The sequence below is a fragment of the Streptomyces sp. GL_148 genome (genome assembly GCF_057834205.1).
The window spans coordinates 6,701,715-6,726,163 of sequence record NZ_CM174396.1 but is presented as its reverse complement, the minus strand read 5'-3'; the positions used below and the strand labels follow the sequence as shown (position 1 = coordinate 6,726,163).

General features: G+C 73.1%; 21 protein-coding genes. 7 read left to right on the top strand and 14 right to left on the bottom strand.

Translation table 11 applies throughout. From position 1 onward, the window contains the following. Nucleotides 1–122 precede the first annotated feature (122 nt). Nucleotides 123–1,505: an aminopeptidase P family protein gene (locus tag AC3IYI_RS30570; RefSeq protein ID WP_489406704.1), complete on the top strand. Its 1,383-nt coding sequence runs from the start codon at nucleotides 123–125 to the stop codon at nucleotides 1,503–1,505. Between the two features lie 36 nt (nucleotides 1,506–1,541). Here AC3IYI_RS30570 and AC3IYI_RS30565 read toward each other — a convergent pair whose 3' ends face one another. From AC3IYI_RS30565 to AC3IYI_RS30555, 3 genes are all read right to left on the bottom strand, one after another. Continuing rightward, nucleotides 1,542–1,913, bottom strand: coding sequence for a hypothetical protein (locus AC3IYI_RS30565; RefSeq protein ID WP_489406703.1), 372 nt, complete (start codon nucleotides 1,911–1,913; stop codon nucleotides 1,542–1,544). 172 nt (nucleotides 1,914–2,085) lie between these two features. Continuing rightward, entirely contained in the window at nucleotides 2,086–2,484 is a 399-nt protein-coding gene (locus tag AC3IYI_RS30560) for a RidA family protein (RefSeq protein WP_489406702.1), read from the bottom strand. Further along, on the bottom strand, nucleotides 2,481–3,695 hold the full coding sequence (locus AC3IYI_RS30555) for an acyl-CoA dehydrogenase family protein (RefSeq protein ID WP_489406701.1): 1,215 nt from the start codon (nucleotides 3,693–3,695) through the stop codon (nucleotides 2,481–2,483). The genes AC3IYI_RS30560 and AC3IYI_RS30555 overlap by 4 nt, the downstream gene beginning before the upstream one ends. Nucleotides 3,696–3,857: 162 nt before the next feature. On the opposite strand from AC3IYI_RS30555, the gene AC3IYI_RS30550 reads away from it, so the two are divergent. From AC3IYI_RS30550 to AC3IYI_RS30530, 5 genes are read left to right on the top strand one after another with little or no spacing between them, the layout of a single operon-like run. Further along, nucleotides 3,858–5,519 carry an AMP-binding protein gene (locus AC3IYI_RS30550; RefSeq protein ID WP_489406700.1) on the top strand — a complete coding sequence of 554 codons (1,662 nt, stop codon included), beginning with the start codon at nucleotides 3,858–3,860 and terminating at the stop codon, nucleotides 5,517–5,519. A gap of 4 nt (nucleotides 5,520–5,523) precedes the next feature. Beyond that, entirely contained in the window at nucleotides 5,524–6,333 is an 810-nt protein-coding gene (locus AC3IYI_RS30545) for a PaaX family transcriptional regulator (RefSeq protein ID WP_489406699.1), read from the top strand. Between the two features lie 26 nt (nucleotides 6,334–6,359). Then, the gene (locus AC3IYI_RS30540) at nucleotides 6,360–6,752 is read left to right on the top strand and encodes a hypothetical protein (RefSeq protein ID WP_489406698.1); all 393 of its coding nucleotides are present in this window, start codon (nucleotides 6,360–6,362) and stop codon (nucleotides 6,750–6,752) included. A gap of 58 nt (nucleotides 6,753–6,810) precedes the next feature. Next, a complete protein-coding gene (locus tag AC3IYI_RS30535; RefSeq protein ID WP_489406697.1) occupies nucleotides 6,811–7,650 on the top strand; it encodes a GNAT family N-acetyltransferase in 840 nt (279 codons plus the stop codon). Then, nucleotides 7,647–8,102 carry a hypothetical protein gene (locus tag AC3IYI_RS30530; RefSeq protein ID WP_489406696.1) on the top strand — a complete coding sequence of 152 codons (456 nt, stop codon included), beginning with the start codon at nucleotides 7,647–7,649 and terminating at the stop codon, nucleotides 8,100–8,102. The genes AC3IYI_RS30535 and AC3IYI_RS30530 overlap by 4 nt, the downstream gene beginning before the upstream one ends. Nucleotides 8,103–8,113: 11 nt before the next feature. Here the strand turns inward: AC3IYI_RS30530 and AC3IYI_RS30525 are convergent, their stop codons facing one another. Further along, nucleotides 8,114–10,480: a bifunctional salicylyl-CoA 5-hydroxylase/oxidoreductase gene (locus AC3IYI_RS30525; RefSeq protein WP_489406695.1), complete on the bottom strand. Its 2,367-nt coding sequence runs from the start codon at nucleotides 10,478–10,480 to the stop codon at nucleotides 8,114–8,116. Between the two features lie 19 nt (nucleotides 10,481–10,499). Then, complete coding sequence (locus AC3IYI_RS30520; protein ID WP_243331536.1) at nucleotides 10,500–11,327, bottom strand: enoyl-CoA hydratase family protein; 828 nt, start codon at nucleotides 11,325–11,327, stop codon at nucleotides 10,500–10,502. Nucleotides 11,328–11,576: 249 nt separating this feature from the next. Between AC3IYI_RS30520 and AC3IYI_RS30515 the strand changes: the two genes are divergently transcribed. Further along, complete coding sequence (locus AC3IYI_RS30515; protein ID WP_489406694.1) at nucleotides 11,577–11,996, top strand: ATP-binding protein; 420 nt, start codon at nucleotides 11,577–11,579, stop codon at nucleotides 11,994–11,996. A 38-nt stretch (nucleotides 11,997–12,034) separates the two neighbouring features. Here AC3IYI_RS30515 and argF read toward each other — a convergent pair whose 3' ends face one another. The 9 genes from argF to mmuM form a co-directional block, all read right to left on the bottom strand. After that, complete coding sequence (gene argF / locus AC3IYI_RS30510) at nucleotides 12,035–13,045, bottom strand: ornithine carbamoyltransferase (RefSeq protein WP_489406693.1); 1,011 nt, start codon at nucleotides 13,043–13,045, stop codon at nucleotides 12,035–12,037. A 174-nt stretch (nucleotides 13,046–13,219) separates the two neighbouring features. After that, on the bottom strand, nucleotides 13,220–14,449 hold the full coding sequence (locus AC3IYI_RS30505; protein WP_489406692.1) for an arginine deiminase: 1,230 nt from the start codon (nucleotides 14,447–14,449) through the stop codon (nucleotides 13,220–13,222). Between the two features lie 106 nt (nucleotides 14,450–14,555). Next, nucleotides 14,556–15,053 (bottom strand): hypothetical protein, encoded by a 498-nt coding sequence (locus AC3IYI_RS30500; protein WP_489406691.1) that lies wholly within the window; start codon nucleotides 15,051–15,053, stop codon nucleotides 14,556–14,558. Nucleotides 15,054–15,222: 169 nt separating this feature from the next. Beyond that, nucleotides 15,223–17,817: a polynucleotide kinase-phosphatase gene (locus AC3IYI_RS30495; protein ID WP_489406690.1), complete on the bottom strand. Its 2,595-nt coding sequence runs from the start codon at nucleotides 17,815–17,817 to the stop codon at nucleotides 15,223–15,225. Next, nucleotides 17,814–19,328 (bottom strand): 3' terminal RNA ribose 2'-O-methyltransferase Hen1, encoded by a 1,515-nt coding sequence (locus AC3IYI_RS30490; RefSeq protein ID WP_489406689.1) that lies wholly within the window; start codon nucleotides 19,326–19,328, stop codon nucleotides 17,814–17,816. The genes AC3IYI_RS30495 and AC3IYI_RS30490 overlap by 4 nt, the downstream gene beginning before the upstream one ends. 57 nt (nucleotides 19,329–19,385) lie before the next feature. Then, complete coding sequence (locus AC3IYI_RS30485; protein ID WP_489406688.1) at nucleotides 19,386–21,173, bottom strand: hypothetical protein; 1,788 nt, start codon at nucleotides 21,171–21,173, stop codon at nucleotides 19,386–19,388. Beyond that, nucleotides 21,166–21,396 (bottom strand): hypothetical protein, encoded by a 231-nt coding sequence (locus AC3IYI_RS30480; RefSeq protein ID WP_489406687.1) that lies wholly within the window; start codon nucleotides 21,394–21,396, stop codon nucleotides 21,166–21,168. Before AC3IYI_RS30480 ends, AC3IYI_RS30485 begins: the two co-directional genes overlap by 8 nt. A 96-nt stretch (nucleotides 21,397–21,492) precedes the next feature. Further along, the gene (locus AC3IYI_RS30475; RefSeq protein ID WP_489406686.1) at nucleotides 21,493–23,400 is read right to left on the bottom strand and encodes a hypothetical protein; all 1,908 of its coding nucleotides are present in this window, start codon (nucleotides 23,398–23,400) and stop codon (nucleotides 21,493–21,495) included. A 124-nt stretch (nucleotides 23,401–23,524) separates the two neighbouring features. Further along, nucleotides 23,525–24,448 carry a homocysteine S-methyltransferase gene (gene mmuM / locus AC3IYI_RS30470; RefSeq protein ID WP_489406685.1) on the bottom strand — a complete coding sequence of 308 codons (924 nt, stop codon included), beginning with the start codon at nucleotides 24,446–24,448 and terminating at the stop codon, nucleotides 23,525–23,527. Between the last annotated feature and the right edge of the window lies 1 nt (nucleotide 24,449).

The window sequence follows — 24,449 nt, the reverse complement described above, 5'->3', positions numbered from 1 at the left end:
CTGCTTCACGCGGTGTTTGACGAGGTTTAACGGGGCGCGGTGTGAGCTGTAACATAGTAATGTGAAATTGCACTGACAAGACCTGTGCGCCCACCAGTTCGCATCTTCTTGAGGGAGCCCCTGTGACCGACACCCCCTCCCGCCCCACCACCGGGCTCAACATCGGCAGTCACGACCTGCCGGTGTCAGCCGAGCTGTCCCGCTTCATGGCATCGGACTGGGCGGCCTCGCCGCTGCCGGACGCCACGCGCGTCCCCGCGTACGCCGTCACTCCGGCCCGCCGCGCACGCCTCTCCGCGCGCTTCCCCGGGGAACGCCTGATCATCCCCGCGGGCGAGCTGAAGGTCCGCAGCCACGACTGCGACTACCGCTTCCGCCCGCACAGCGCGTACGCCTGGCTGACCGGGCTCACCGGAGAGGACCAGGTCGGCCACGTCCTGGTCCTGGAACCGGCCGGCCCGCACGGGCACGAGGCCGTCCTCTACCTGCGCCCGCGCTCACCGCGCACCGGCGGCAACGAGGAGTTCTACCGCGACCGCCGCTACGGGGAGTTCTGGGTCGGCCGCCGCCCCGACCTCGCGGAGGCGGAGCGGCTCTCCGGCATCCGCTGCGCCCACCTGGACGCGCTGGGCTCCCCCTCGGGGCGCAACGCCGCCGCCGACCAGGAGCTCGCCGTCACCCTCTCCGAACTGCGCCTGGTCAAGGACGCGTGGGAGGTGGCCGAGCTGCAGCTCGCCGTCGACCACACCACCGCCGGGTTCGAGGACGTCGTACGGGACCTCCCGCGCGCCCTGGCCCACCCGCGCGGCGAGCGGTGGATCGAGGGGGTCTTCAACCGCCGCGCCCGGGCCGAGGGCAACGGCACCGGGTACGAGACGATCGCCGCGTCGGGCGCGCACGCCTGTGTGCTGCACTGGATCCGCAACGACGGCCGGCTGAACGCGAGCGACCTGCTCCTGATGGACGCGGGCGTGGAGACCGACGGCCTCTACACGGCGGACGTCACCCGCACCCTCCCGCTGTCGGGCCGGTTCTCCCCCGTCCAGCGCCAGGTGTACGAACTGGTCCTGGCCGCGCAGGACGCGGGCATGGCGGCGCTGCGGCCGGGCGCAAGCTTCCGCGACTTCCACCGGGCCGGGATGCGGGTGATCGCGGAGGGGCTCGCGGAGTGGGGGGTACTCAAGAACGCCGAGGGCGATCTGCACCGGCGCTACACCCTGTGCAGCAGCGGGCACATGCTCGGGCTGGACGTGCACGACTGCGCGCAGGCGCGCGCGGACACCTACCTGGACGGGGTCCTGGAAGAGGGTCAGGTCCTCACCGTGGAGCCGGGGCTCTACCTCCAGCCCGACGACGAGACCCTCCCGCCGGAGCTGCGCGGCATCGGCGTCCGCATCGAGGACGACCTCGTCATCACGGCCGAGGGCGCCCGGCTGATGTCGGGCGCCCTGCCGCGCACGGTGGCGGGCATCGAGGAATGGATGGGGAACCTGCTGGAGGGCTAGGACCGGTCGGCGGCGGCTACCGCGACCGGGGTGGAGTCAGTCGTTCCAGTTGCTCCAGTCGTGGTTGCCGTCGTTCCACCCGCCGTCATTACGGTTGTCGTGGTTCCAGTTGTCGTGGTTCCAGTCACCGTTACCGCCGCGCCCGCTGTCGTTCCAGTCGTCGTGGTTCCAGCCACCGTTACCGCCGCGCCCGCTGTCGTTCCAGTCATCGTGGTTCCAGTTGCTGTTCCAACTGTCGTGGTACCAGCCCCTGACGTCGTCCCAGCACCAGCTGGGGCGGTCGTTCCCACGGGAGGGATCGCAGCAGTCACGCCACCAGTCGGCCCCACGCCAGTCGTTCCCGCGCCAGTCCGCACACCGGTCGTACGTCTGTGGCAGACCCGAGGCAAAGGCACTGCTGACCGGCATCAGGCCGATCGTGATACCGGCGGCTCCTGCCACGGCCGCCGCAACGAACCCACGGCGCATAGTCATGCACCTCCGAGAATGAGAGGGTGAATTACCGCTGTTTCGGGGCATTTCCACCCTCCCCCCTCCCTGGCCCACTGTCAAAGGCACCCGCTCCCACCTGCACAAAGGCCTACGGAAGCACCGCCAGCCCGTCCACCTCGACCAGCGCCCCTTCGTCCCACAGCCGGACCACTCCCACGACCGCCATCGCCGGGTACTCCCGCCCCGCCAAACGCCGCCAGATCCGCCCGAGTTCGGGCGCGCAGGCACGGTAGTCCGCCACGTCCACGGCATAGACGGTGACCCGCGCCAGACCGGACGGCGAGCCGCCCGCCTCCGCCAGTGCGGCCAGCAGGTTCGCGAGCGCCCGCTCGAACTGCTGCGGCAGCGTCTCTCCCACCACCTTCCCCGCCCCGTCGAGCGCTGTCTGACCGGCCAGGAAGACCAGCCGGCCCCCGCTCGCGACGACGGCGTGCGAAAAGCCCGTCGCCGGGGACAGCTCCTCCGGGTTGATCCGCTCCAGGCTCACGCTTCCCCCACCTCTCGCCTCTCCTGCATCTCCCGCATCTCCTGCAACTCCCGCTCCTCCCGCGCTTCCCGCTCCTCCCGGTAGAGCTCCTTGGCGATGATCGTGCGCTGCACCTCGCTCGCCCCCTCGTAGATCCTCGGCGCCCGCACCTCCCGGTACAGGTGTTCCAGCAGGTGGCCCCGGCGCAGGGCGGCCGCCCCGTGCAGCTGTACCGCGTGGTCGACGACGTACTGGGCCGTCTCGGTGGCCAGCAGCTTCGCCATGGCCACCCGCCTCGGCACCTGCGGGGAACGCGCGTCCGCGTCGTAGGCCTCCGCCGCCGCGTACACGAGGAGCCGGGCCGCCTCGGTCCGGGTGGCCATCTCGGCCACCCGGTGCGCCACGGCCTGCAGGTCGCCCAGCACCCCGCCGAAGGCGGTACGGGCGGCCGTGTGCGCCACCGTCGCATCCAGGGCGGCGCCGGCCATCCCGACGGCGAAGGCGCCCACGCTGGGGCGGAAGAGGTTCAGGGTGTCCATGGCGACCCTGAAGCCCCGGCCCGGCTCCCCCAGCAGGTCGGCCGGACCCACCGGGACCCCGTCGAAGGCGAGCGCGCCGATCGGGTGCGGGGAGAGCATGTCCAGGGCCTCCCCCGAGAGCCCCGGCCGGTCCGCCGGGACCAGGAAGGCGCTGACCCCCTTGGCCCCGGGACCCTCGCCGGTGCGGGCGAAGACGGTGTAGAAATCGGCCTCGGGCGCGTTGGAGATCCAGCACTTCTCCCCGCTGAGCCGCCAGCCCCGGCCACCGCCCGCACCTTCCGCCGCCGCTTCGAGCGCCAGCGCCGCCGCGTCCGACCCGGCCCCCGGCTCGCTCAGCGCGAAGGCCGCCACCGTGCGCCCGGCCCGCACCCCGGACAGCCAGCGCTCGCGCTGCGCGTCGCTGCCCGAGCGCAGGACCGGGTAGGCGCCCAAGCCCTGGAGGGCGAGGGCCGTCTCCGCCTCCGTGCAGCCGTAGGCGAGGGATTCGCGCAGCAGGCACAGGTCCAGCGCGCCCGAGGTGAACACCCGCCCCAGCAGCCCTTCTTCGCCGAGTGCGGCGAGCAGCGGCCGGTTGACCCGGCCCGGCTCCCCCTTCTCCGCCAGCGGCCGCAGCCGCTCCGCGGCCAGTGCGCGCAGCCGCGCGCACCACTCCTGCTGGTCCGCCCCGAGCGCGAATCCCGTGAATCGGGTCATCCGTATGCCCCAGCCTCTATCGCGTCCTGTTGACTCCCGTCACCATGACGATACGCTCGTGCTGCGTTCGCACGGCCCGGCTCTTCCACTTCGGTCCACAGTCCATACGCAGGGTCCGGCCCCCACCCGGGGCGCGGACCGTCGCAAGGGGGCGAACCCGCCTTGGAGCTCAAGCCTTCCGCTCACCGAGACACCTTCGCGCGCGACCACCTGCCGCCCGCGCACGCCTGGCCGCGGCTCCTCTTCGAACTCCCCGCTCTGGCCTACCCCGACCGCCTCAACTGCGGCGTGGAGCTGCTCGACGCCACCATCGCCCGGCTGGGCCCCGACCGGCCCGCCTTCCGCGGCGCGGACGGCACGGTGTGGACGTACGGGGAGCTGCACGCCCGCGTGGACCGGCTCGCGCACGTCCTCACCTCCGACCTCGGCGTGGTCCCCGGCAACCGGGTGCTGCTGCGCGGCCCGACCGGCCCGTGGCTCGCCGCGTGCTGGCTGGCGGTGATGAAGGCGGGTGCGGTGGCCGTCACCGTGCTGGCCCAGCAGCGTGCGCAGGAGCTCGCCACGGTGTGCTCGATGGCCCGGGTGAGCCACGCCCTGTGCCAGGCGGAGGTGGTGGACGACCTGGTGAAGGCGGGGGTGCCGGGTCTGCGGATCACCGCGTACGGCGGCGCGGATCCGGGCGACCTGCTGCGGCTGGCCGAGGCGGAACGCCACGCGGAGCCCTTCCCGGCGGTGGAGACCTCCGCCGACGACGTGGCGCTGATCGCCTTCACCTCGGGCACCACCGGGCGCCCCAAGGGCTGCATGCACTTCCACCGCGATCTGCTCGCGGTGGCCGACACCTTCTCCCGGGAGGTGCTGCGCCCCCGCCCCGAGGACGTCTTCGCGGGCAGTCCGCCGCTCGGCTTCACCTTCGGTCTCGGCGGTCTGGTGGTCTTCCCGCTGCGGGCCGGCGCCTCGGCGCTGCTGCTGGCGGACGGCTCCCCGCGCCGGCTGCTGCCCGCGCTGGCCGAGCACCGGGTGTCGGTGCTCTTCACCGCGCCCACCGCCTACCGGTCGATGCTGGACACGCTGGGCCCGTACGACACGGGCGCCTACGACCTCTCCGCGCTGCGCCGCTGCGTCTCGGCGGGCGAGAACCTGCCGGCGGCCACCTGGCAGGCCTGGTACGAGCGCACGGGCCTGCGGATCATCAACGGGATCGGCGCCACCGAGCTGCTGCACATCTTCATCTCAGCGGCCGACGAGGACATCCGGCCCGGTACGACGGGCCGCGTGGTGCCGGGCTGGGAGGCCCGGGTGGTGGACGGGGCGGGGCTGCCGGTCGCGGACGAGGTGCCGGGGCTGCTGGCCGTACGGGGGCCGGTGGGCTGCCGCTACCTGGCGGACCCGCGGCAGGGCGAGTACGTACGGGACGGCTGGAACCTCACGGGCGACACCTACGTCCGTGACGCGGAGGGCTACTTCCGCTACGTGGCCCGGGCCGACGACATGATCATCTCGGCGGGGTACAACATCGCGGGCCCGGAGGTCGAGGAGGCCCTGCTGCGCCACCCCGACGTGCTGGAAGCGGCCGTGGTCGGCCGCCCGGACGAGCGGCGCGGGCAGATCGTGGTCGCGTACGCGGTCCCCCGGGAGGGCGCGGTCCTCACCGAGGACGCCCTGCGCACCTTCATGCGGACCGAGCTCGCCCCGCACAAATGCCCGCGCACCTTCGTCTTCCTGCCCGCCCTGCCCCGCACGGCGACGGGCAAGCTGCAGCGCTTCCGGCTGCGCGACCAGGAGGATCCGGATGATCCCGGTCAAGGACACGATCTAAAGTGAATCCGTGGTCGAGCAACACACCCCGCGATCTCTGATCGTCACGTTCTACGGTGCCTACGGGCGGGCCTTCCCGGGCCCCGTCCCGGTCTCCGCGCTGGTCCGCCTGCTGGGCGCGGCCGGCGTCGACGCTCCGTCCGTCCGCTCGTCGGTGTCCCGGCTGAAGCGGCGCGGCTTCCTGCTGCCCGCGCGGACCGGGGACCGCGCGGCGGGCTACGAGCTCTCCGAGGAGGCCCGCCGGCTGCTGGAGGACGGCGACCGGCGGATCTACGGGGCCGCCCGCCCGGCACAGTCCCAGGAGTGGCTGCTGGCCGTCTTCTCCGTCCCGGAGCAGGAGCGGGCGAAGCGGCACCTGCTGCGCTCCCGGCTCGCGGGGCTCGGCTTCGGCGCGGTGGCGCCGGGCGTGTGGATCGCCCCGGACCGGTGGGAGGGGGAGACCCGCCGCACCCTGGAGCGGCTGCACCTGACGGCGTACGTGGAGCTCTTCCGGGGCGCCCACCTGGGCTTCACCCCGACGGCGGAGTCGGTGGCCCGCTGGTGGGACCTGGCGGCGCTGGCCAAGCAGCACGAGGAGTTCCTCGACCTCCACGAGCCGTCGCTGCGCGCCCTGCAGACGGGGGCGGCCGTCCCCACCCCGGAGGCCGCCTACCGCGGCTACCTCCTCGCCCTGGACACCTGGCGCCGGCTGCCGTACGCCGACCCGGGCCTGCCGCGCGAGCTGCTCACCTCCGACTGGCCGGGAGACCGCTCGGCGGCGGTCTTCGCGGAGTTGCACGACCGGCTGCGGGACCTCGGGGCGGGCTTCGTGGAACCGTAGCGGCGACCGGGGCGTCACCTGCTCTCGTGACAGGAACCGAACAACCCCGCACGTGGCCCCACGTCGTCTCGATGGTCGCTTCCGGGCTGCTGGGCGCGGCCGCCGGGTGCCTGGCGATCTCCCTCGCGTCCCACTCGCGCGCCTACTGCGACGCGGGCTGGGACGCGGGCGGCGTGACCGAGCTGACCTTCCTGCTCCCGGTCCTGGTGGTGGGCTTCGCGTTCTGCGGGGTGATGGTCGCGATGCTCACGCCGCGTAGGCACCCGCTGCTGCGGATGGTGCCGGTCGTGCTCGCGCTGGGGGCGCTGGTGCTCTGGTTCTTCGCCGTCAGGGGCACCCTGGACGGGTATCCGGGGTACCCGGGCCGGTGCGGGCCCGACAACGTGCCGCCGTGGTGGCCGGGGTGGCTGCCGAGCTGACGCGGCAGCGGGGCGGAAAAGGGCTGTACCGCACGCCGGACGCGGGCGATCATGTGCCATGACGTGGACCTTCACCCTTGACCTGGCGGCCTGGCTGGCCGCCGTGCGCCCCTCCGTGGCGGCGCAGCCCGTGCCCAACACCCAGCTGGTCACGGTCATCGACGCGCTGGAGCGGCAGGGCCCGGACGCCTTCGGGTCCGAGCCGCCCTTCTTCGGTTCGTGGACCGGGGCCGACGGGCTGGTCGCGGGCGCCGTCGTCCAGTGCCCGCCGCACCCGCTGCTGATCGGCGCGCTGCCCGCCGCGGCCGTCCGGGAGCTGGGGGCCGCGCTCGGCGCCGAGCCGCTGCTCGCCGGGGTCGACGCGCTCAGCGCCCGCCGCGAGGACGCGAAGGAACTGGCCGCCTCCTGGGGGAAGCCGACCGAGGTCGTGGAGGAGAACCGCCTCTACCGGCTCGCCGGGCTCGTCGCCCCCGATCCCGCCCCGGCCGGGCGGGCCCGCCCCGCCGGGGAGGCGGACCTCCCGCTGCTCCTGGACTGGGTCACCGCCTTCAAGCAGGAGTCCGGCGAGGGCGGGGCCGCCTCCGAGGCAGCCCTGCGCGACCGGCTCTCGTACGGGGGCATGCTGCTCTGGGAGGACGCCGGGACACCGGTCTCGCTGGCCGGGTTCTTCCGCCCGATCGGCGCGGTGACCCGGATCGGCCCGGTCTACACCCCGCCGGAGCTGCGCGGCCGCGGGTACGCGGCCGGGGTGACGTACGCCGCGACCGAGGCGGCGCACGCGGCCGGAGCCGCGGAGGTGCTGCTCTTCACCGACCTGGCGAACCCCACCAGCAACGGCGTCTACCAGCGGCTGGGCTACACCCCGGTCGAGGACCGGGTGGAGGTGGCGCTGGCATGAGCGCCCCGGCGGACGGCGGGGAACCGCCCGAGCCGCTCGAACCCTTCTGGATGCTGGCCGCGAACGTGGTCCTGTGGCGCCGCTACGGCGAGGGCGGCCAGGGCCAGCGCCCGGGCACGAAGATGTTCAAGGGCGGGTCCAAGGTGTACGTCGGCGACACGCACAACGCCCTCCAGGACTGCGAGGTCGTCGGCCGGCCCCGAAACGGCCGCGGGTACCGGTGGTCCTACGTGGCCACCCGCCATCTGTACGGCTTCCGGCCCACGCTCGTCCGATCTCCTGCCGTACTGCGGGTCGCCGACGGGGGGTTCTGGGACGAGGCCTACGCGCGGGACCTCTCGGTGACCCTGGAGCGCCGCGCCTGGGAGCTGCGCTCCGGCGCCTGGCCCTACTGGCCGCACCCGGAGCCCTGCCACTGCCACGAGTGCCTGGCCCTGCGGCCACACCAGTAGACGGCGGGGCGCTACCCCCGCCCCGTCGGCGGCTTGCGGCTGCCCGCGCGGTAGGGGGCGGGCCAGGGCGCGGCCGGGCCGGTGTAGGACTGGTCGGCGGCCGCGTGCAGGGTCCAGTGCGGGTCGTAGAGGTGGGGGCGGCCGAGCGCGCAGAGGTCCGCCCGGCCGGCCAGCAGCAGGGAGTTGACGTCGTCCCAGGAGGAGATCGCGCCGACGGCGATCACGGGGACGTTCAGGGCGTTGCGGATCCGGTCGGCGTACGGGGTCTGGTACGCGCGCCCGTACTCGGGGGTCTCCTCCGCCACCACCTGGCCCGTCGAGACGTCGATGGCGTCCGCGCCGTGGGCCGCGAAGGCTCCGGCGATGGCCACCGCCTCCTCGGGCGAGGTGCCGCCGGGCGCCCAGTCGGTGGCCGAGAGGCGGACCGTCATCGGCCGGTCCGCGGGCCAGACGGCGCGGACCGCGTCGAAGACCTCCAGCGGGAAGCGGAGCCGGTTCTCCAGCGAACCGCCGTAGGCGTCGGTGCGATGGTTGGTCAGCGGAGAGAGGAAGCCGGAGAGCAGGTAGCCGTGCGCGCAGTGCAGTTCGAGCAGGTCGAAGCCGACGGCGGCGGCCCGGACGGCGGCGGCGGCGAAGTCGGAGCGGACGGCGGCGAGGTCGGCGGCGCCCATGGCCCGGGGCACGGCCGAGACCCCGGGGCGGTAGGGCAGCGCGGAGGCGGCCACGAGCGGCCAGTTCCCCTCGGGGAGCGGGGCGTCCATGCCCTCCCACATGACCCGGGTCGAGCCCTTGCGGCCCGAGTGGCCGAGCTGGACGCCGAGCGCGGTGCCGGGCGCCGAGGTGTGCACGAAGTCGGCGATCCGCGCCCAGGCGGCCGCCTGCTCCGCGGTGTAGAGGCCCGTGCAGCCCGGGGTGATCCGGCCCTCGGCGCTGACGCAGACCATCTCGGTCATCACCAGGGCGGCCCCGCCCAGCGCCCGCGCGCCGAGGTGCACCAGGTGGAAGTCGCCCGGCACGCCGTCGCCGTCCACCGCCGAAGCCGAAGCCCCTCCACCTGCCGAAGCCCCTCCCCCCGCCGAAGCCCCTCCCCCCGCCGAATACATGTCCATCGGGGAGACCACGACCCGGTTGCGCAGGGTCAGCCCCCGCAGGGTGAACGGCGTGAACATCGGCGGGGTTCCCGCCTCGTCCGGCCCGCCGTCCGCGGCCTCGGGGCAGCCGAAGTCACGCTCCACCGCGCCGGTGAAGCGCGGATCGCGCAGCCGCAGGTTGCCGTGGGTGACCCGCAGGCTGCGCGTGAGCAGGTTGAAGGCGAACTGCCGGGCGGGCTGCTCCACGTACCCGGCGAGCCCCTCGAACCACCGCATGCTGGCGGCCGCCGCCCGCTGGGTGGAGGCCACCGCCGGCCGCCGTGCGGCCTCGTACGCGGCCAGCGCGGCCGGGACGTCCGGCTCTGCCTCCACCGCCCGCGCCAGCGCGAGCGCGTCCTCCACCGCCAGTTTGGTGCCGGAGCCGATCGAGAAGTGCGCGGTGTGCGCGGCGTCGCCGATGAGCACCGTGTTGCCGTGCGACCAGCGCGCGTTGACCACCGTACGGAACTGCGTCCACGCGGAGCCGTTGCCGCGCAGCGGCCTTCCCCGCAGCGCCTCGCCGAAGATCTTCGCGCAGCGCGCCGCCGATTCCGCCTCGTCGCAGAGGTCGAAGCCGGCTGCGTGCCAGACCTCCTCGCGCATCTCGACGATCACGGTGGAGGAGTCTGCCGAGTACGGGTAGGCGTGCAGCTGCATCACCCCGTGCTCGGTCTCCGCGATCTCGAACCGGAAGGCCTCGAAGGGGAAGTCGGCGGCGAGCCAGATGTAGCGGCACCGCCCGCCCGTGATCGTGGGCCCGTAGTGCTCCGCCGCGGCCTCCCGGGTCGGGCTGTGCACCCCGTCGGCCGCGACCACCAGGTCGTACGAGGCTGCGAGCGCCCCGGGCTCGGGCGCCCGGGTGCGGAAGCGGAGCCGGACGCCGAGGCCCGCGCAGCGCTCGTGCAGGATCTCCAGGAGCCGGCGCCGCCCGAGCGCGGCGAAGCCGTGACCGCCGGAGGTCAGCAGCCGGCCCCGGTGCACGATGTCGATGTCGTCCCAGCGGACGAACTCGGCGCTCAGGGCCGCGTAGACCACGGCGTCGGCCGCTTCGATCCCGCCGAGGGTCTCGTCGGAGAGGACCACCCCGAAGCCGAAGGTGTCGTCGGGGGCGTTCTTCTCCCACACGTCCACCGCGTGCCCCTGCCGGGCCAGCAGTGCGGCGGCGTACAGCCCGCCCGGGCCCCCGCCGACCACGGCGACCCGCAGGGCGGCGGGCGTCCGGCCGGTGCTCATCGCGCCGGTGCTCATCGAACCGGTGCTCAATGAACTACCTGCCCTTCCACTGGGGCGGCCGCTTCCCGGTGAAGGCCGCGTGGAACTCCCGGTAGTCCTCGCCGTTCATCAGCAGCGCCTGGGTGTTCGCGTCGAGTTCCACCGAGGCGGCGAGCGGCATGTCCAGCTCGGCGGTCAGCAGTGCCTTGGTCTGCGCGTACGCGAGGGCCGGGCCGGCGGCGAGGTGCGCGGCGAGCTCCGCCGCCCGTACGGAGGCCTTGCCCTCCTCGGTGACTTCGCTGAGCAGCCCGATCCGCTCGGCCTCCGGCGCCCTGACCTGCTCCCCCAGCATCAGCAGCCGGGTGGCGTGCCCGAGCCCGACGACGCGGGGCAGCAGGTACGCGGCGCCCATGTCCCCGCCGGAGAGGCCGACCCGGGTGAAGAGGAAGGCGAAGCGGGCGGTGGGGTCGGCGATGCGGAAGTCGGCGGCGAGCGCGATGACGGCCCCGGCGCCGGCGGCGACGCCGTGGACGGCGGCGATGACCGGGAAGGGGCATTCGCGCAGGGCGCGCACGACCTGGCCGGTCATCCGGTTGAAGTCGAGGAGCTGGGCGGTGTCCATCGCGAGGGTGGCGCCGATGATCTCGTCGACGTCGCCGCCGGAGCAGAAGCCGCGCCCTTCGCCGCCGAGCACGAGGGCGCGTACGGACCGCTCCCGGGACAGTTCGGCGAGCAGGTCGCGCAGGTCGGCGTAGGCGCCGAAGGTGAGCGCGTTGAGCTTCTCGGGGCGGTCGAGGGTGACGGTGGCGACGCCGTCCCGCCGGTCCACCCGGAGGTGGTTCCAGCGTTCGGTCGCGGGTGTGGAACCGAGGAAGGGACTCACCTTCCCGAAGGTATCACTGGTCCATGACTGTCGTCAGGGAAGCGCGATAACTATGGATCCGCGTCCGGACCGGGGCGCCACACGCACCGAAGGTCCCTACCCGGTGTGCCCGACGTCCCTTGCGATCACGTCGGGGTGCCCTACGGCAGGACATTTCCACTTCGTATCGTTGAAAGCAGGATTTCCCCGCCACACCTCGTACGAACCCGTACGAGCCCCCTGCGACCCCACGGAACGGACGGTCCCGCCTTGCCCGACGCCTCCGCCTGGCGGATAGCCCTGCCGCACACGACAGCGGCCGTACCCCTCGCCCGCGCCCTCGTCCGTACGGCCCTCGCCGACATCGACGCACCCGCCGACAGCGACACCGCCGAACTCCTCACCGCCGAACTGGTCGCCAACGCCGTGGAGCACACCCCCGGCGACGCCCCCATCGAGCTCGTCGTGGAACTGCTGGCGAACGGCTGCCAGGTCGAGGTCCACGACGGGGATCCGCAGCCCCCCGCCGACCTGACCGCACCCGGCCGGGACGACGCCCACCCCGACCCCTGGCAGGAGCACGGCCGCGGCCTGCTGCTGATCCGGACCCTGAGCTCGGCCTGCGGCCACCGCGCCACCGCGCACGGCAAGGCCGTGTGGTTCACGCTGCCGTCGCGGCCGGCGCTCTAGGCCCAGCCCTCCGGCCCCCCGACCCCCCCGGCGCATGACTATGCGGCCGGGTCCCCCAGGGCCGCGACGAGCACGGCCTTGATGGTGTGCAGCCGGTTCTCGGCCTCGTCGAAGACGACCGAGTGCGGCGACTCGAACACCTCGTCCGTGACCTCCAGCGAATCCAGCCCGTGCCGCTCGTGGATCTCGCGGGCCACTTTGGTGCCGAGGTCATGGAACGCCGGCAGGCAGTGCATGAACTTCACGTCCGGGTTCCCGGTGGCGCGCAGCACGTCCATGGTGACGGCGTACGGGCTCAGCGCCTCGATCCGCTCGTCCCAGACCTCCTTGGGCTCGCCCATGGACACCCAGATGTCGGTCACCACGAAATCGGCCTGCCCGACGCCCTCCGCGAGGTCCTCGGTGAGCGTGATCCGGGCGCCGCTGGCGGCCGCCAGCTCGCGCGCCGCGGCCACCACGGGCTCGGCCGGCCAGTAGTGCCGCGGCGCGACGATCCGTACGTCCATGCCCAGCAGCGCGCCGGTCACCAGGTAGGAGTTGCCCATGTTGAAGCGGGCGTCACCGAGGTAGGCAAAGGCGATCCGCTCCAGCGGCTTGGCGCAGTGCTCGGTCATCGTGAGCACGTCGGCCAGCATCTGGGTGGGGTGCCAGTCGTCGGTGAGGCCGTTGAAGACGGGCACGCCGGCGTGGGCGGCGAGCTGCTCGACGGTGTCCTGCGCGTCACCCCGGTACTGGATGCCGTCGAACATCCGGCCCAGCACCCGCGCGGTGTCCTTGACCGATTCCTTGTGGCCCATCTGGGAGCCGGAGGGATCGAGGTACGTGGTGTGGGCGCCCTGGTCGGCGGCGGCGACCTCGAAGGCGCAGCGGGTGCGCGTGGAGGTCTTCTCGAAGATCAGGGCGATGCTCTTGCCCTGGAGGCGGCGCCGCTCGGTCCCGGCCTTCTTGGCCGCCTTGAGTTCGGCGGCGAGCTCGACGAGGCCGCGGAACTCGGCGGCGGTGAAGTCGAGCTCCTTGAGGAAACTGCGGCCGACAAGATCGGTGGCCATGGGGGCGCTCCAGAGTCACGGTGACAGGGGATGCTGGAAGTCTATACGACCGGATGCATTGATATACAGAGCCTTCGCGTACGGACCCGGGTCCCGGCCTCCCCTGCCGCGGCCTCCCCTGCCCACGCCTCCCCTCCCCTGCTTCCCCTGCCCCGCCCCCGCACCCCCGGCCGGCTAGGCCACCGCGTCGCGCTCCACCGGACAGCTCATGCAGCGCGGCCCTCCCCTTCCCCGCCCCAGCTCGCTGCCCGGGATCTCGATCACCTCGATGCCCTGCTTGCGCAGGTGGGTGTTGGTCGTGACGTTCCGCTCGTACGCGACGACCACGCCCGGCTCCACGGCGAGCACGTTGCAGCCGTCGTCCCACTGCTCGCGCTCGGCGGCGTGCACGTCCTGGGTCGCCGTGAGCACCCGGATCGCGTCCAGCCCGAGGGCGGCGGCGATGGCCCGGTGCATGTGCTCCGGCGGATGGTCGGTCACCTTCAGCTCGCTCGGGCCGCCGCCGGGCTCGATCGTGTAGGAGCGCAGCATGCCCAGGCCCGCGTACTGGGTGAACGTATCCCCGTCGACCATCGTCATCACCGTGTCCAGGTGCATGAACGCCCGCCGCTTGGGCATGTCGAGCGCCACGATCGTCGTCGCCGACCCGGCGGCGAACAGCCCGCGCGCCAGCATCTCCACGGCCTGCGGGGTGGTCCGCTCGCTCATCCCGATCAGCACGGCGCCGTTGCCGATGACCAGGACGTCGCCGCCCTCGATGGTGGACGGGTAGTCGGCCTGCCCCTGCGACCAGGTATGGAAGGGGCCTGAGCCGGTGAAGAGCGGATGGTGCTTGTAGATGGCCTCGAAGTGCACGGTCTCGCGCTGCCGGGCCGGCCAGCGCATCGCGTTGATGGACACCCCGTCGTAGATCCAGGCGGAGGTGTCCCGGGTGAAGAGGTGGTTGGGCAGCGGCCCCAGCAGGAAGCCGTCCAGGTCCAGGGCGTGGAAGCGGACCGACACCGGCTCCGCGTGCCGCTCCAGGAACTCCCGCTTGGTCATCCCCCCGATCAGCGACTCGGCCAGGTCCGCCGAGGACAGGCCGTCGAAGACCGACCGCAGGTGGTCGGTGGCGAGCGGACCGTACTCCTTCTCGTCGAAGACCCGGTCCAGGACGAGGTGTCTCGCCTCCGGGATGTCCAGGGCCTCGATCAGCAGGTCACCGAAGAGGTGGACCTCCACGCCCCGGTCGCGCAGTACGTCGGCGAAGCCGTCGTGCTCCTGGCGGGCCCTGCGCACCCACAGCACGTCGTCGAAGAGCAACGCGTCCTTGTTGCTCGGTGTGAGCCGCTTCAGCTCCAGGTCGGGCCGGTGGAGGATGACGCGGCGAAGCCGCCCGGTCTCGGAATCGACATGGAATCCCATGCCGTACACGTTCGCAGACCGGGCGGCTTTTTGACGTGGCGTCGGCCCAGGGCGTCTCCAGCGGGTCCGTCCCGCCGGATCCGACGGCGGTCGGGGGCCCGCCGGTTCAGCGCAGGCCGAGCAGGGCCTCCGGGGTACCGGTGAGGTCAGGGGCGATGACGCCCAGCGCGGGGACGGTCACGTTCGGCAGCCCGTAGTTGGACGCGTCGGGCATGGTCAGCGGGGAGCCGACGAGCAGTCCCGGGGTCCGGGTGCGCACGGTGGTCGCGGGTGCGTCCAGCGAGCCCTCGCCGTCCGTCTCGGGCTTTCCGGCCAGGTTCGGCACCGGGGAGGTGAGGAGGGTGTTCCCGAGCTCGGTGCCGATCGGCACCGCCGGCAGCAGCGGGGTCGGCAGCATGTCGCCCTTGTGGAAGCGGGGCGCCTCGGGCGCTCCGACCACGGGCACCGGGACTCCGGTGGCCAGGTGCGGGACGTCCACGCCGAGCGTGGTCCGCACCGCGTCCAGGGGGACTCCCACCGGCACCGCGTCGGCCATGGCCGGGGTGGCCGCGCCTGCCGCGGCCATACAGGTCATGAGTGCCGCAATGCTTCCGCGCGCGGTCATCTTCATAGGTGACGTTCCGTCCTTCCAGGGTCGCGGACATTCCGCTGCCCTGGATGAACGATCCCGCCGGTGGTTTTCCCGGAGTTCTCCGCGAAAGTTCCCCCATACGACCTAATGAGCGGCCGTACGGGGGCCCTTCCTTGACGCCTGGCGTTGCGGCCGGGAGCCGTCAGAGCCGCGGGTCCACCGGCTCCGACTCCAGCGCGAGGACGGCGAAGACCGCCTCGTGGACCCGCCACAGCGGCTCCCCCGCCGCCAGCCGGTCCACGGCCTCCAGGCCGAGCGCGTACTCGCGCAGGGCGAGCGAGCGCTTGTGCCCGAGGTGGCGTCCGCGCAGCCGCTCCAGGTGGTCCGGACGCGTGTACTCGGGACCGTAGATGATCCGCAGGTACTCGCGTCCGCGCACCTTCACGCCCGGCTGCACGAGCCGGCCCTTGCCGTCCTTGGCGTACGCCTGGAGCGGTTTGACGACCATGCCCTCGCCGCCGGCGGCCGTCAGCTCCAGCCACCAGTCGGTGCCCGCCCGTACCGAGGCCCCGTCCGCGGTGTCCACCAGGATCCGGCCGGTGCGGCGCAGCAGTCCGGTTCCGGCGGCCTCGTCGGCGGCGACGAGCCGGTCCAGCCAGAAGAGCTGCTCGTCGTGGGGTACGGCCGCCAGCGAGCGGCCCGCCGCCGCCAGCAGCTGGAACGGGGCGAACCGTACGCCGTCCAGCCCGTCGGTGCTCCAGCAGTAACGCCGGTACGCCTCGGTGAACTTCGCCGCGTCCGCGGCCCGACCGCGCTGGCGCTCCAGGAGCTCGCCGGTGTCGACGCCCCGGGCCGAGGCCGCCTCCAGGGCGGCGACGGCGTCCGGGAACACGGCGCCGGAGGCCGCGCCCACGGCGGCGTACTGGTTGCGCAGGAGGCCGGCCGACTTCAGCGACCAGGGCAGCAGTTCGCCGTCGATGAGCAGCCAGTCCCCCGCGCCGGAGGCGCTGTCGGACACAGTCAGCTCCTCCCACAGGCCCGCGTCGGTGACCGCCGAGCGGAGCCGGGTGAGGACCTCCTCGGTGACCTCGGGGTCCTTGAAGAAGGGCCGTCCGGTGCGGGTGTACACGGACCCGGTGGGGCCGTCGACCCCGAACCGCTCGCGGGCCGCGTCGGCGTCCTTGCAGAGCAGCACGGTGGCCCGGGAGCCCATGTGCTTCTCCTCGCAGACGACCTGCGCGATGCCGTCCTTGCGGTACTGCGCGAAGGCCTCGGCGGGGTGCTCCAAATAGCCGTCCTCGTGCGAGGTCGCCGTCGGGGCCATGGTGGGCGGGAGGTACGGCACCAGGCGCGGGTCCACGGCGAAGCGGCTCATCACCTCCAGGGCGGCGGCCGCGTTCTCCTCGCGGACGTTGACGTTGCCCAGGTGCCGGGTCTCCACGATCCGGCGGCCGTGCACGTCGGCCAGGTCGAGCGGACGGCCGTCGTGCCCGCCGGGCACCTCGGTGACGAGCGGCTTGACCGGCTCGTACCAGACCTTCTCGGCCGGTACGTCGACCAGTTCGCGCTCGGGCCAGCGCAGGGCGGTCATCCTCCCGCCGAAGACGGCTCCGGTGTCGAGGCAGATGGTGTTGTTGATCCAGGCGGTGTCCGGGACCGGCGTGTGTCCGTAGACCACGACGGCCTTGCCCCGGTAGTCCTCGGCCCACGGGTAGCGCACGGGCAGCCCGAACTCGTCGGTCTCGCCGGTGGTCTCCCCGTACAGGGCGTGCGAGCGCACCCGGCCGGAGGTGCGGCCGTGGTACTTCTCGGGCAGCCCGGCGTGGCAGACCACGAGCTTGCCGCCGTCGAGGACGTAGTGGCTGACCAGGCCCTGGATGAAGGCGCGGACCTCCCGGACGAACTCCTCCGGCTCCCCTTCGAGCTGCGCGATGGTCTCGGCGAGGCCGTGGGTCTGCTGGACCTTGGATCCCTTGAGGTAACGGCCGAGCTTGTTCTCGTGGTTCCCGGGGACGCACAGGGCGTTGCCGGAGCCGACCATCCCCATCACCCGGCGCAGGACGCCCGGGCTGTCCGGGCCGCGGTCGACGAGGTCGCCGACGAACACGGCGGTGCGGCCCTCGGGGTGGGCGCCGTCCTCGTAGCCGAGCTTTCCGAGCAGGGTCTCCAGCTCGGAGGCGCAGCCGTGGATGTCGCCGATGATGTCGAAGGGGCCGGTGCGGTGGGTGAGGTCGTTGAAGCGCTTCTCCAGGACCACCTCGGCCGACTCGACCTCCTCGGGCGTGCGCAGCACGTGCACCTTGCGGAAGCCCTCGCGCTCCAGGCCGCGCAGCGAGCGCCGCAGGTCGCGGCGGTGGCGCTGGATGACGGCGCGCGGCAGCCCGGCCCGCTCCGGGCGGGCCGCGTTGCGCTCGGCGCAGACCTCTTCGGGCAGGTCGAGGACGATCGCGATGGGCAGGACGTCGTACTCCCGGGCGAGCTGGACCAGCTGCCGGCGGGACTCGGCCTGGACGCTGGTGGCGTCGACCACGGTGAGGCGGCCGGCGGCGAGCCGCTTGCCCGCGATGTAGTGCAGGACCTCGAAGGCGTCCTTGCTCGCGCTCTGGTCGTTCTCGTCGTCGGCGACCAGGCCCCGGCAGTAGTCGGAGGAGATGACCTCGGTGGGCTTGAAGTGCGTACGGGCGAAGGTGGACTTGCCCGAGCCGGTGGCCCCGATCAGGACGACGAGGGACAGGTCGGTGACGGGAAGTACGCGCTTGCGGTCGGTGGTGGCCCTGGTGTCGGTGTCGGTGGTCATGCTGCCTCGCCCTCCTTCGGGGTGTCGGTGCCGGTGTTGTCCGTGGTGCCGGTGGTGCCGGTGGTCAGGGTGAAGACGGCCATCTGGGTCGGCGGCCCCACCTCGGGGTCGTCGTCCCCGACGGGCAGGTATGCGACGGAGTAACCGTGCCGGGAGGCGACGCCTCCGGCCCAGGCCCGGAACTCCTCCCGGGTCCACTCGAAGCGGTGGTCGCCGTGCCGGACGTGCCCGGCGGGCAGGGTCTCCCAGCGGACGTTGTACTCGACGTTCGGAGTGGTCACGAGGACCGTGCGGGGGCGGGCCGAGCCGAACACCGCGTACTCCAGGGCGGGCAGCCGCTCGAGGTCCAGGTGCTCGATGACCTCGCTGAGCACGGCCGCGTCGTAGCCCACGAGCCGCTTGTCGGTGTACGCGAGCGAGCCCTGCGTCAGGCGGACGCGGGAGCTCTGCCGCTCCCCCATCCGCTCCAGCCGCAGCCGCTTCGCGGCGATGTTCAGCGCCCGGACGGACACGTCCACACCCACGATCTCGGTGTATGCCGGATCCTTGAGCAGCGCCTGCACCAACTGCCCCTGGCCGCAGCCCAGGTCGAGGACGCGGGCCGCACCGGCCGCTCCCAGCGCGGCGAGGATCGCCTCGCGGCGCAGCACCGCGAGCGGTACGGGCTTCTCCTCCGTGTCGCTCGCCTCGTCGACCGCGTTGTCGAGCTCCTCCACCTCGCTGCCGTCGGCCTCGGCGAGGCGGACCAGCTCCAGCCTCTCCAGGGCGTCCTGGGTCAGCCGCTTGTGGCGGGCCAGGTAGCGGGAGGTGATCAGCCCGCTCTCCGGGTGTTCGGCGAGCCAGCCGTCTCCGGCGCGCAGCAGCTTGTCCACCTCGTCGGAGGCGATCCAGTAGTGCTTGGAGTCGTCGAGGACGGGCAGCAGGACGTACAGGCCGCGCAGCGCGTCGGAAAGCCGCAGCTCGCCCTCCAGGACGAGGCGTACGTACCGGGAGTCGCCCCACTCCGGGAAGGTCTCGTCGAGCGCGACCGGGGTGGCCGTGACCGACTCCCAGCCGAGCGGGCCGAACAGCCGGCGCACGAGCTCGGCGCCGCCCCGGGCGGGCAGCACCGGGATCTCGATCCGCAGCGGGCGCACCTCGTCCGGCAGCTCGGGCCGGGCCGCGCACTGCCCCTTCAGCGCATTGCGGAACACGCCGCTCAGCGCGACGGCCAGCAGCGAGGAGGCGGCGTAGGGGCGGTCGTTGACGTACTGCGCGAGCGCGGCGTCCGGCGTGCCGCCCTGCCCCTTGCCCTGACCCTTGCCCTGACCACGCCGCACGAGCGCGACGGGATCCACCTCCAGCAGCAGGCCCGCCGTGCACCGCTCGTCCGTGGCGTCGGGGTAGAAGACGTGGGCGGTGCCGTGGGAGGTGGAGAACGCCTGCGTCTTGCCGGGATGCTTGTGCAGCAGGAAGCCCAGGTCGGTGGCGGGTCGTTCAGCCGTGCCGGTCGTGGAGATCGTCAGGAACATACGAGCGATTGTGGCTGGTCAGCGCCCCCGCCCGCCTCTTGTTTTCGGGTGGCCGCGTCACCGGGGCAACGGCGACACCCGGGGCATGACGGATATCCCCGGGTTGCAGTCGCCGAAGGTCACGCGCCGGCCGCCGGAGGCGGTGTCCACCAGGACGAGGCCGGTCGGAGGCAGGGCTTGCAGCTGCGTCGGTTCGACCGTGAACTCGTAGAGACGCGAAGTGGTCTCGCCGGTCGTGAGCGACGTGGCGATCGAGCTGTTCACGCTCTCCTGCCAACTGCGGGAGAGCGAGGTCCCGTACGAGTTCGTGGAACCGCCGTGGGTGGAGGACTCCCCGACCTGTTCGCCGTAGCCGCCACCGCGCCCCGTCGTGAAGGTCTCGCCGGCCTGCCTGGTCAGCTGGTTGACGACGAAGGTGTGCTCCCGCCCGATGAACTCCGCGGCCGCCTTCGCCTCCTCCCCGTTGCCCATGCGCATGAACACGGTCGCGCTGCCCGAGCCGCCGGCGAGCTGCAGCGTGCCCTCCCTCAGGTGCTCCAGGAGCAGCACGAGGCGCACTCCGGCGGTGCGGGCCTGGCGGGCCAGGGTTTCGAGGGCGTCACGCCCCAGGTGATCCGCCCCCGCGACGACCAGGGTGCCCGTCCCGGACGCGAAGGCCCGGGTGCGCAGGGCATGGAGCACCCGGAAGAACACGATCCGGTCGGCCAGGTCCTTGCGCTGGGGGCCGAGGCCGTCGGTGGCGAGGACGGTGAGCTGCCCCGGGCGCCACCACTGGGCGGCCGGCCGGTCCGCCACGTCACCCGGCGGGGCTTCGGCGGCGAGGGAGGCGAGCTGCTCCTGCACGTAGTGCAGCTCGTTCTGACGGCGTTCGCCCCGGCCGACCGAGTCGACGGCCTCGGTGAGCAGGGCCACCTCGTGGGGTGCCAGCGGACCGGATCCGTCGGGACCCGGTTCGTACAGGCGCAGCAGTACGGACAGACCCGCGGCGAGACGGCCGTAGGTGAGCGGGGCGTCGAGGTGGCGGGCGACGGTGCGGATCACCGCGGTGTCAACGCTCTGCAGGTCGGCATCGGTCCCGGGCGGCCGCACGGTGGCGAGTGCCGCGGCGAGGGACTCGGCCAGGTCCCCGGGGCCGAACTCCTCGCCCAGATCGGTACGGAGCGCGGCGGCCGGGAACGGAACGTGCGCGACGGGAACTGCGCGCCGAGCGGCGAAGCCCGCGAGCTCCAGCGCGACGGCCTGCTCCGTCATGTCGACGACGAGGAGCGCCTGCCCGCCCGCGACCACCGCACCGCCGAAAGTGGCCAGCAGGCTGGCCCAGCCGTCACCCGTGCCGCCGACGACGTCGATGCGCGCGGGCTTCGAGGCGAGCGCGAGCGGGAACCAGGTGTCGGCGGCGGCCCACCGGCTCCGCTCGGCCAGCTCGTGCTCACGGAGCATCGACTGCCAGGCGGCCAGCCTCCCCTGGTGCGTCTCCCACAGACGCCGCCGCTCCTCGAGGGCCTGCTCCCGCGCCTGGTCCCGGCGGCGGCTCGGATTGACGGCCACCACGATGACGACGAACCCGATGGCCGCCACCACGGAGAGGAAACCGACCACGAGCAGCCCGCCGACCGCGATGGCGAGCGCCACACCCACGATCCGCCCCGGACTCATCCGCCCGGCAACCTCCTGCTCGAGCCGCGCGAGCTCCGGAAAGTACGGCTCGACCCACGTCGGCGGATTCCCCGCCTCAGCATGCACCACGGGCCCGGCCGGCACGACAAACTCCCACCCCCACCGCTCCGGCCCGTGGAACACCCCGTCCGCCAGACCGCTCCCGCCCTGACGCCCCCCGTCACTCACGTCTGCTCCTCCTGCTCCTCTTCCGAACGGCGACCTGCTCGTGCTCGACCTTGCGGATGATCCCGAGGCGAGCGCCGACTCGGGCCGGGCTGCGCCCGACCAGCACGCGTACGTTCCACACTCCGGTGGCGAGCGCCCGCGTCAGCTCGCGGTAGCGGGCCTCGGCCCGCTCCGCCGCCACCCGGTCGGCTGCGGAGTTCTCGCGCCGGCGCAGCCGGGGCAACTGGACCGAGAGCGCGGAGCGCTCCTGCTCCAGCCGCTCCTACGGGACGGGCTCGGAGTGCGGTGGGTAGGGCCGAGGAAAGCCCGCCCCCCGTGTTCACGTCAGGCTCGCGCGAGGTCGTGTCGAGAGCCGGGGCAGGAAGTTGATCCCGGGACTGCAGTCTCCGAACACCACACGGCGGCCGCCGGGTCCGGCTTCGACGAGCACCAGTCCGGTCACAGGGAGGGCCTGCAGCTGGGTGGGTTCCACCGCGAACTCGTAGACGCGGGTGAGGTTTTCGCCGGTCGTGGTCGAGCGGGCGGTGGAGGTGTTGGTCGAGTCCTGCCAACTGCGGGAGAGCGAGGTCGAGACGGAGCTGGAACTCCCCCAGTTACTGCCCCCTCGGCCACCACCCCGGTTGAAGCTGTCCGAATCCGAGAAGCCCCGCTGGAAGCTGTAGCTGCTGCCGCGGCCCTCGGTGAGGGTTTCCCCGACCTGCCGGGTCAGCTGGTTCACGAGGAATTTGTGATCCTGCCCGATGAACTGGGCGGCGGCCTTGGCCTCTTCGCCGTTGCCCATCCGCATGAACACGGTGGCGCTGTCCGACCCGCCGGCGACCTCGACGGCGGCCTCCCGCAGATGTTCCAGGAGGAAGACGAGCCGGACTCCGGCGCTCCGCGCCTCGCGCGCCATGGATTCCAGTGCCTCCCGGCCCAGGTGGTCCGCGCCGGCGACGACGAGCGTGCCGGTTCCGGGGGCGACGGCGCGCTTACGCAGTGCGTGGAGGAGCCGGAAGAACACGAAGCGGTCCGTCAGGTCCTTGCGCCGGCGGACGGGGTCTTCGGTCGTGACGACGGTTAGGCCGCCGGGCCGCCACCAGTCGGCGGTGCGGGCGTCGGCGACGGCGCCCGGCGCCGCTTTGGCGAGCAGTTCCGTCTGGGCCCGTACGTAGCGCAGCTCGTTCTGGAGGCGTTCGCCCTGGCCCACCAGGTCGATGGCCCGGGTGATCGACTCGACCTCGGAGGGACTGAGCGCCCCGGCCGCCTCCGGGTCGGTGTCGTAGACCCGGAGCAGGACGCGCAGACCGGAGGCCAGGCGGGCGAAGGTGACCGGCCCTTCGAGCAGGTCGGCGACGGTCTGCACGACGTCCACGTCGATGGTGTGGAGATCGACGTCCGCACCGGGCGGGCGCATGGTGCCCAGCGCTTCCGCAAGCGCCTCGGCCAGTTCCTCGGGAGTGAACTCCTCGCTCAGGTCGACGTCGAGCAGGGCTCCGGGCATGGGCACGTGGGTGATGGCGACGTCACGCCGGGCGGCGAGTCCGGCCAGCTCCAGTGCCACCGCCTGCTGGGTGAGGTCCAGGACGACGAACGACTGGCCTGCGCCCAGGAGCGGGCCGCCGACCGTGGCGAGCAGGCTCGCCCAGCCGTTGCCCGTGCCGCCGAAGACGTCGATCCGGCTGGGCCCGGAGGTGAGGGAGAGCGGGAACCAGGTGTCCAGCTTCTCGTTCTGGCGCAGGTGGTCCGCACGGTGTGCGGCGATCCGGTTCTGCCAGGCCTGCCGGCGCTCCTCGTAGTCGCGCCGGGCGCGGTCGCGGTCGGACTCCAGGCGCCGCCGGGCGGCACGCAGCCTGGCGCTCGGTGAACTGAGGATCAGCAGGGTGACGACGAGGACGACGACGACCACCGCTGCGGCCAGCCCTCCGGCCGCCAGGGCGACGCCGCCCAGCAGAATGGTGATGCAGCCGGAGCCCTTGGCCTTCCCTCCGATCAGGACCCGCTCCTCCATGGCGCGGACCTCGTCGCGGGAGGGCTCCTGGTACACGGGCGGGTTCTTGGCGTCCCGGTGCGCGGGGGGCTCGGGCGGTTGTACGAACTCCCAGCCCCAGCGTTCCTCGCCGGTGAAGACGCGCAACGCCAGCTCCGCTCCGGCATCCGCTTGGCCCTGCTCCGGGCCCTGGCCCCGCTCCGGGCCCTGATCCTGGCTCAGGACTTCGCCCCCGGAACCGCTCTCGACAGCACTCATCAAGCCCCCCGTTCGATGTTGGAGCATCGTGGCCCCTATGGGTGACTCCTGTCAGCTGCCTCGACACACAGGGAGGCTCATTTCGACGAGAAGTCGCCTACAAATGACCGGAGTTGACGCCTCGTCACGCGCCCTCAGCGTGACGCTCGGCCGCCAGTCGCGCGATGCGGTCGGGGCCGATGCGGCAGCACCCACCGATGAGGCGGGCTCCGGTGCGGCGCCAGGCGGCCGTGGGCCAGGGGGCGGGGGTGGCCGGGGCCTGCCAGGTCTGGGTCGCGGCGTCCCAGACCGAGCCGTCGTTGGGGTACGCCAGCAGCGGTTTGGCGGTGACGCCGGCGGCCGCTTCCAGGGCGGGCAGGACTTCAGCCGGGTCGCAGCAGTTCACGCCGACGGCGATGATCTGCGGGGACCCGGCGGCGAGGGCGAAGGCCTCGGGCAGCGGCTGACCGGCCCGGGTGCGGCCGCCCTCCACCGTGTAGCTCAGCCAGGCCCGGGCGCCGGTCTCCGCGAGGACGGTGAGCAGGGCTTCGGCCTCGACGGCGTCCGGGACCGTCTCCAGGGCCAGGACGTCGGGGCCCTGGGCCAGCAGCGCCGCGATCCGGGGCCGGTGGAAGCCGGCCAGCTCGCGCACGCTCAGGCCGTACCGGCCCCGGTACTCGGAGCCGTCCGCCAGCACCGCCCCGTACGGGCCCACGGACGCGGCGACCCACACCCCGCGCTCCGCCGCCCGGGCCGCCCCGTCGGCCAGCCGCACGCTGCGCCGCAGCAAGGCGGTCGTGCGCTCGGGGCCGTAGCCGCGTCGGGCGAAGGCGGCGTACCCCACCTGGTAGCTCGCGGTGATCAGCACCTCGGCGCCGGCTCGCGCGTAGGCGGTGTGGGCGGCCGTCACCTGCTCCGGCCGCTCGGCGAGGACCCGGCCCGTCCAGAGGCCGCCGGACAGGTCGCAGCCCTGGTCGGCGAGCTGGTTGCTCAGCCCGCCGTCCAGGAGCACGGTCCGCCCGCCGGGGCCGGCCAAGGCCTCGGCGAGCGGGCGGGACGCGCGGGGCACG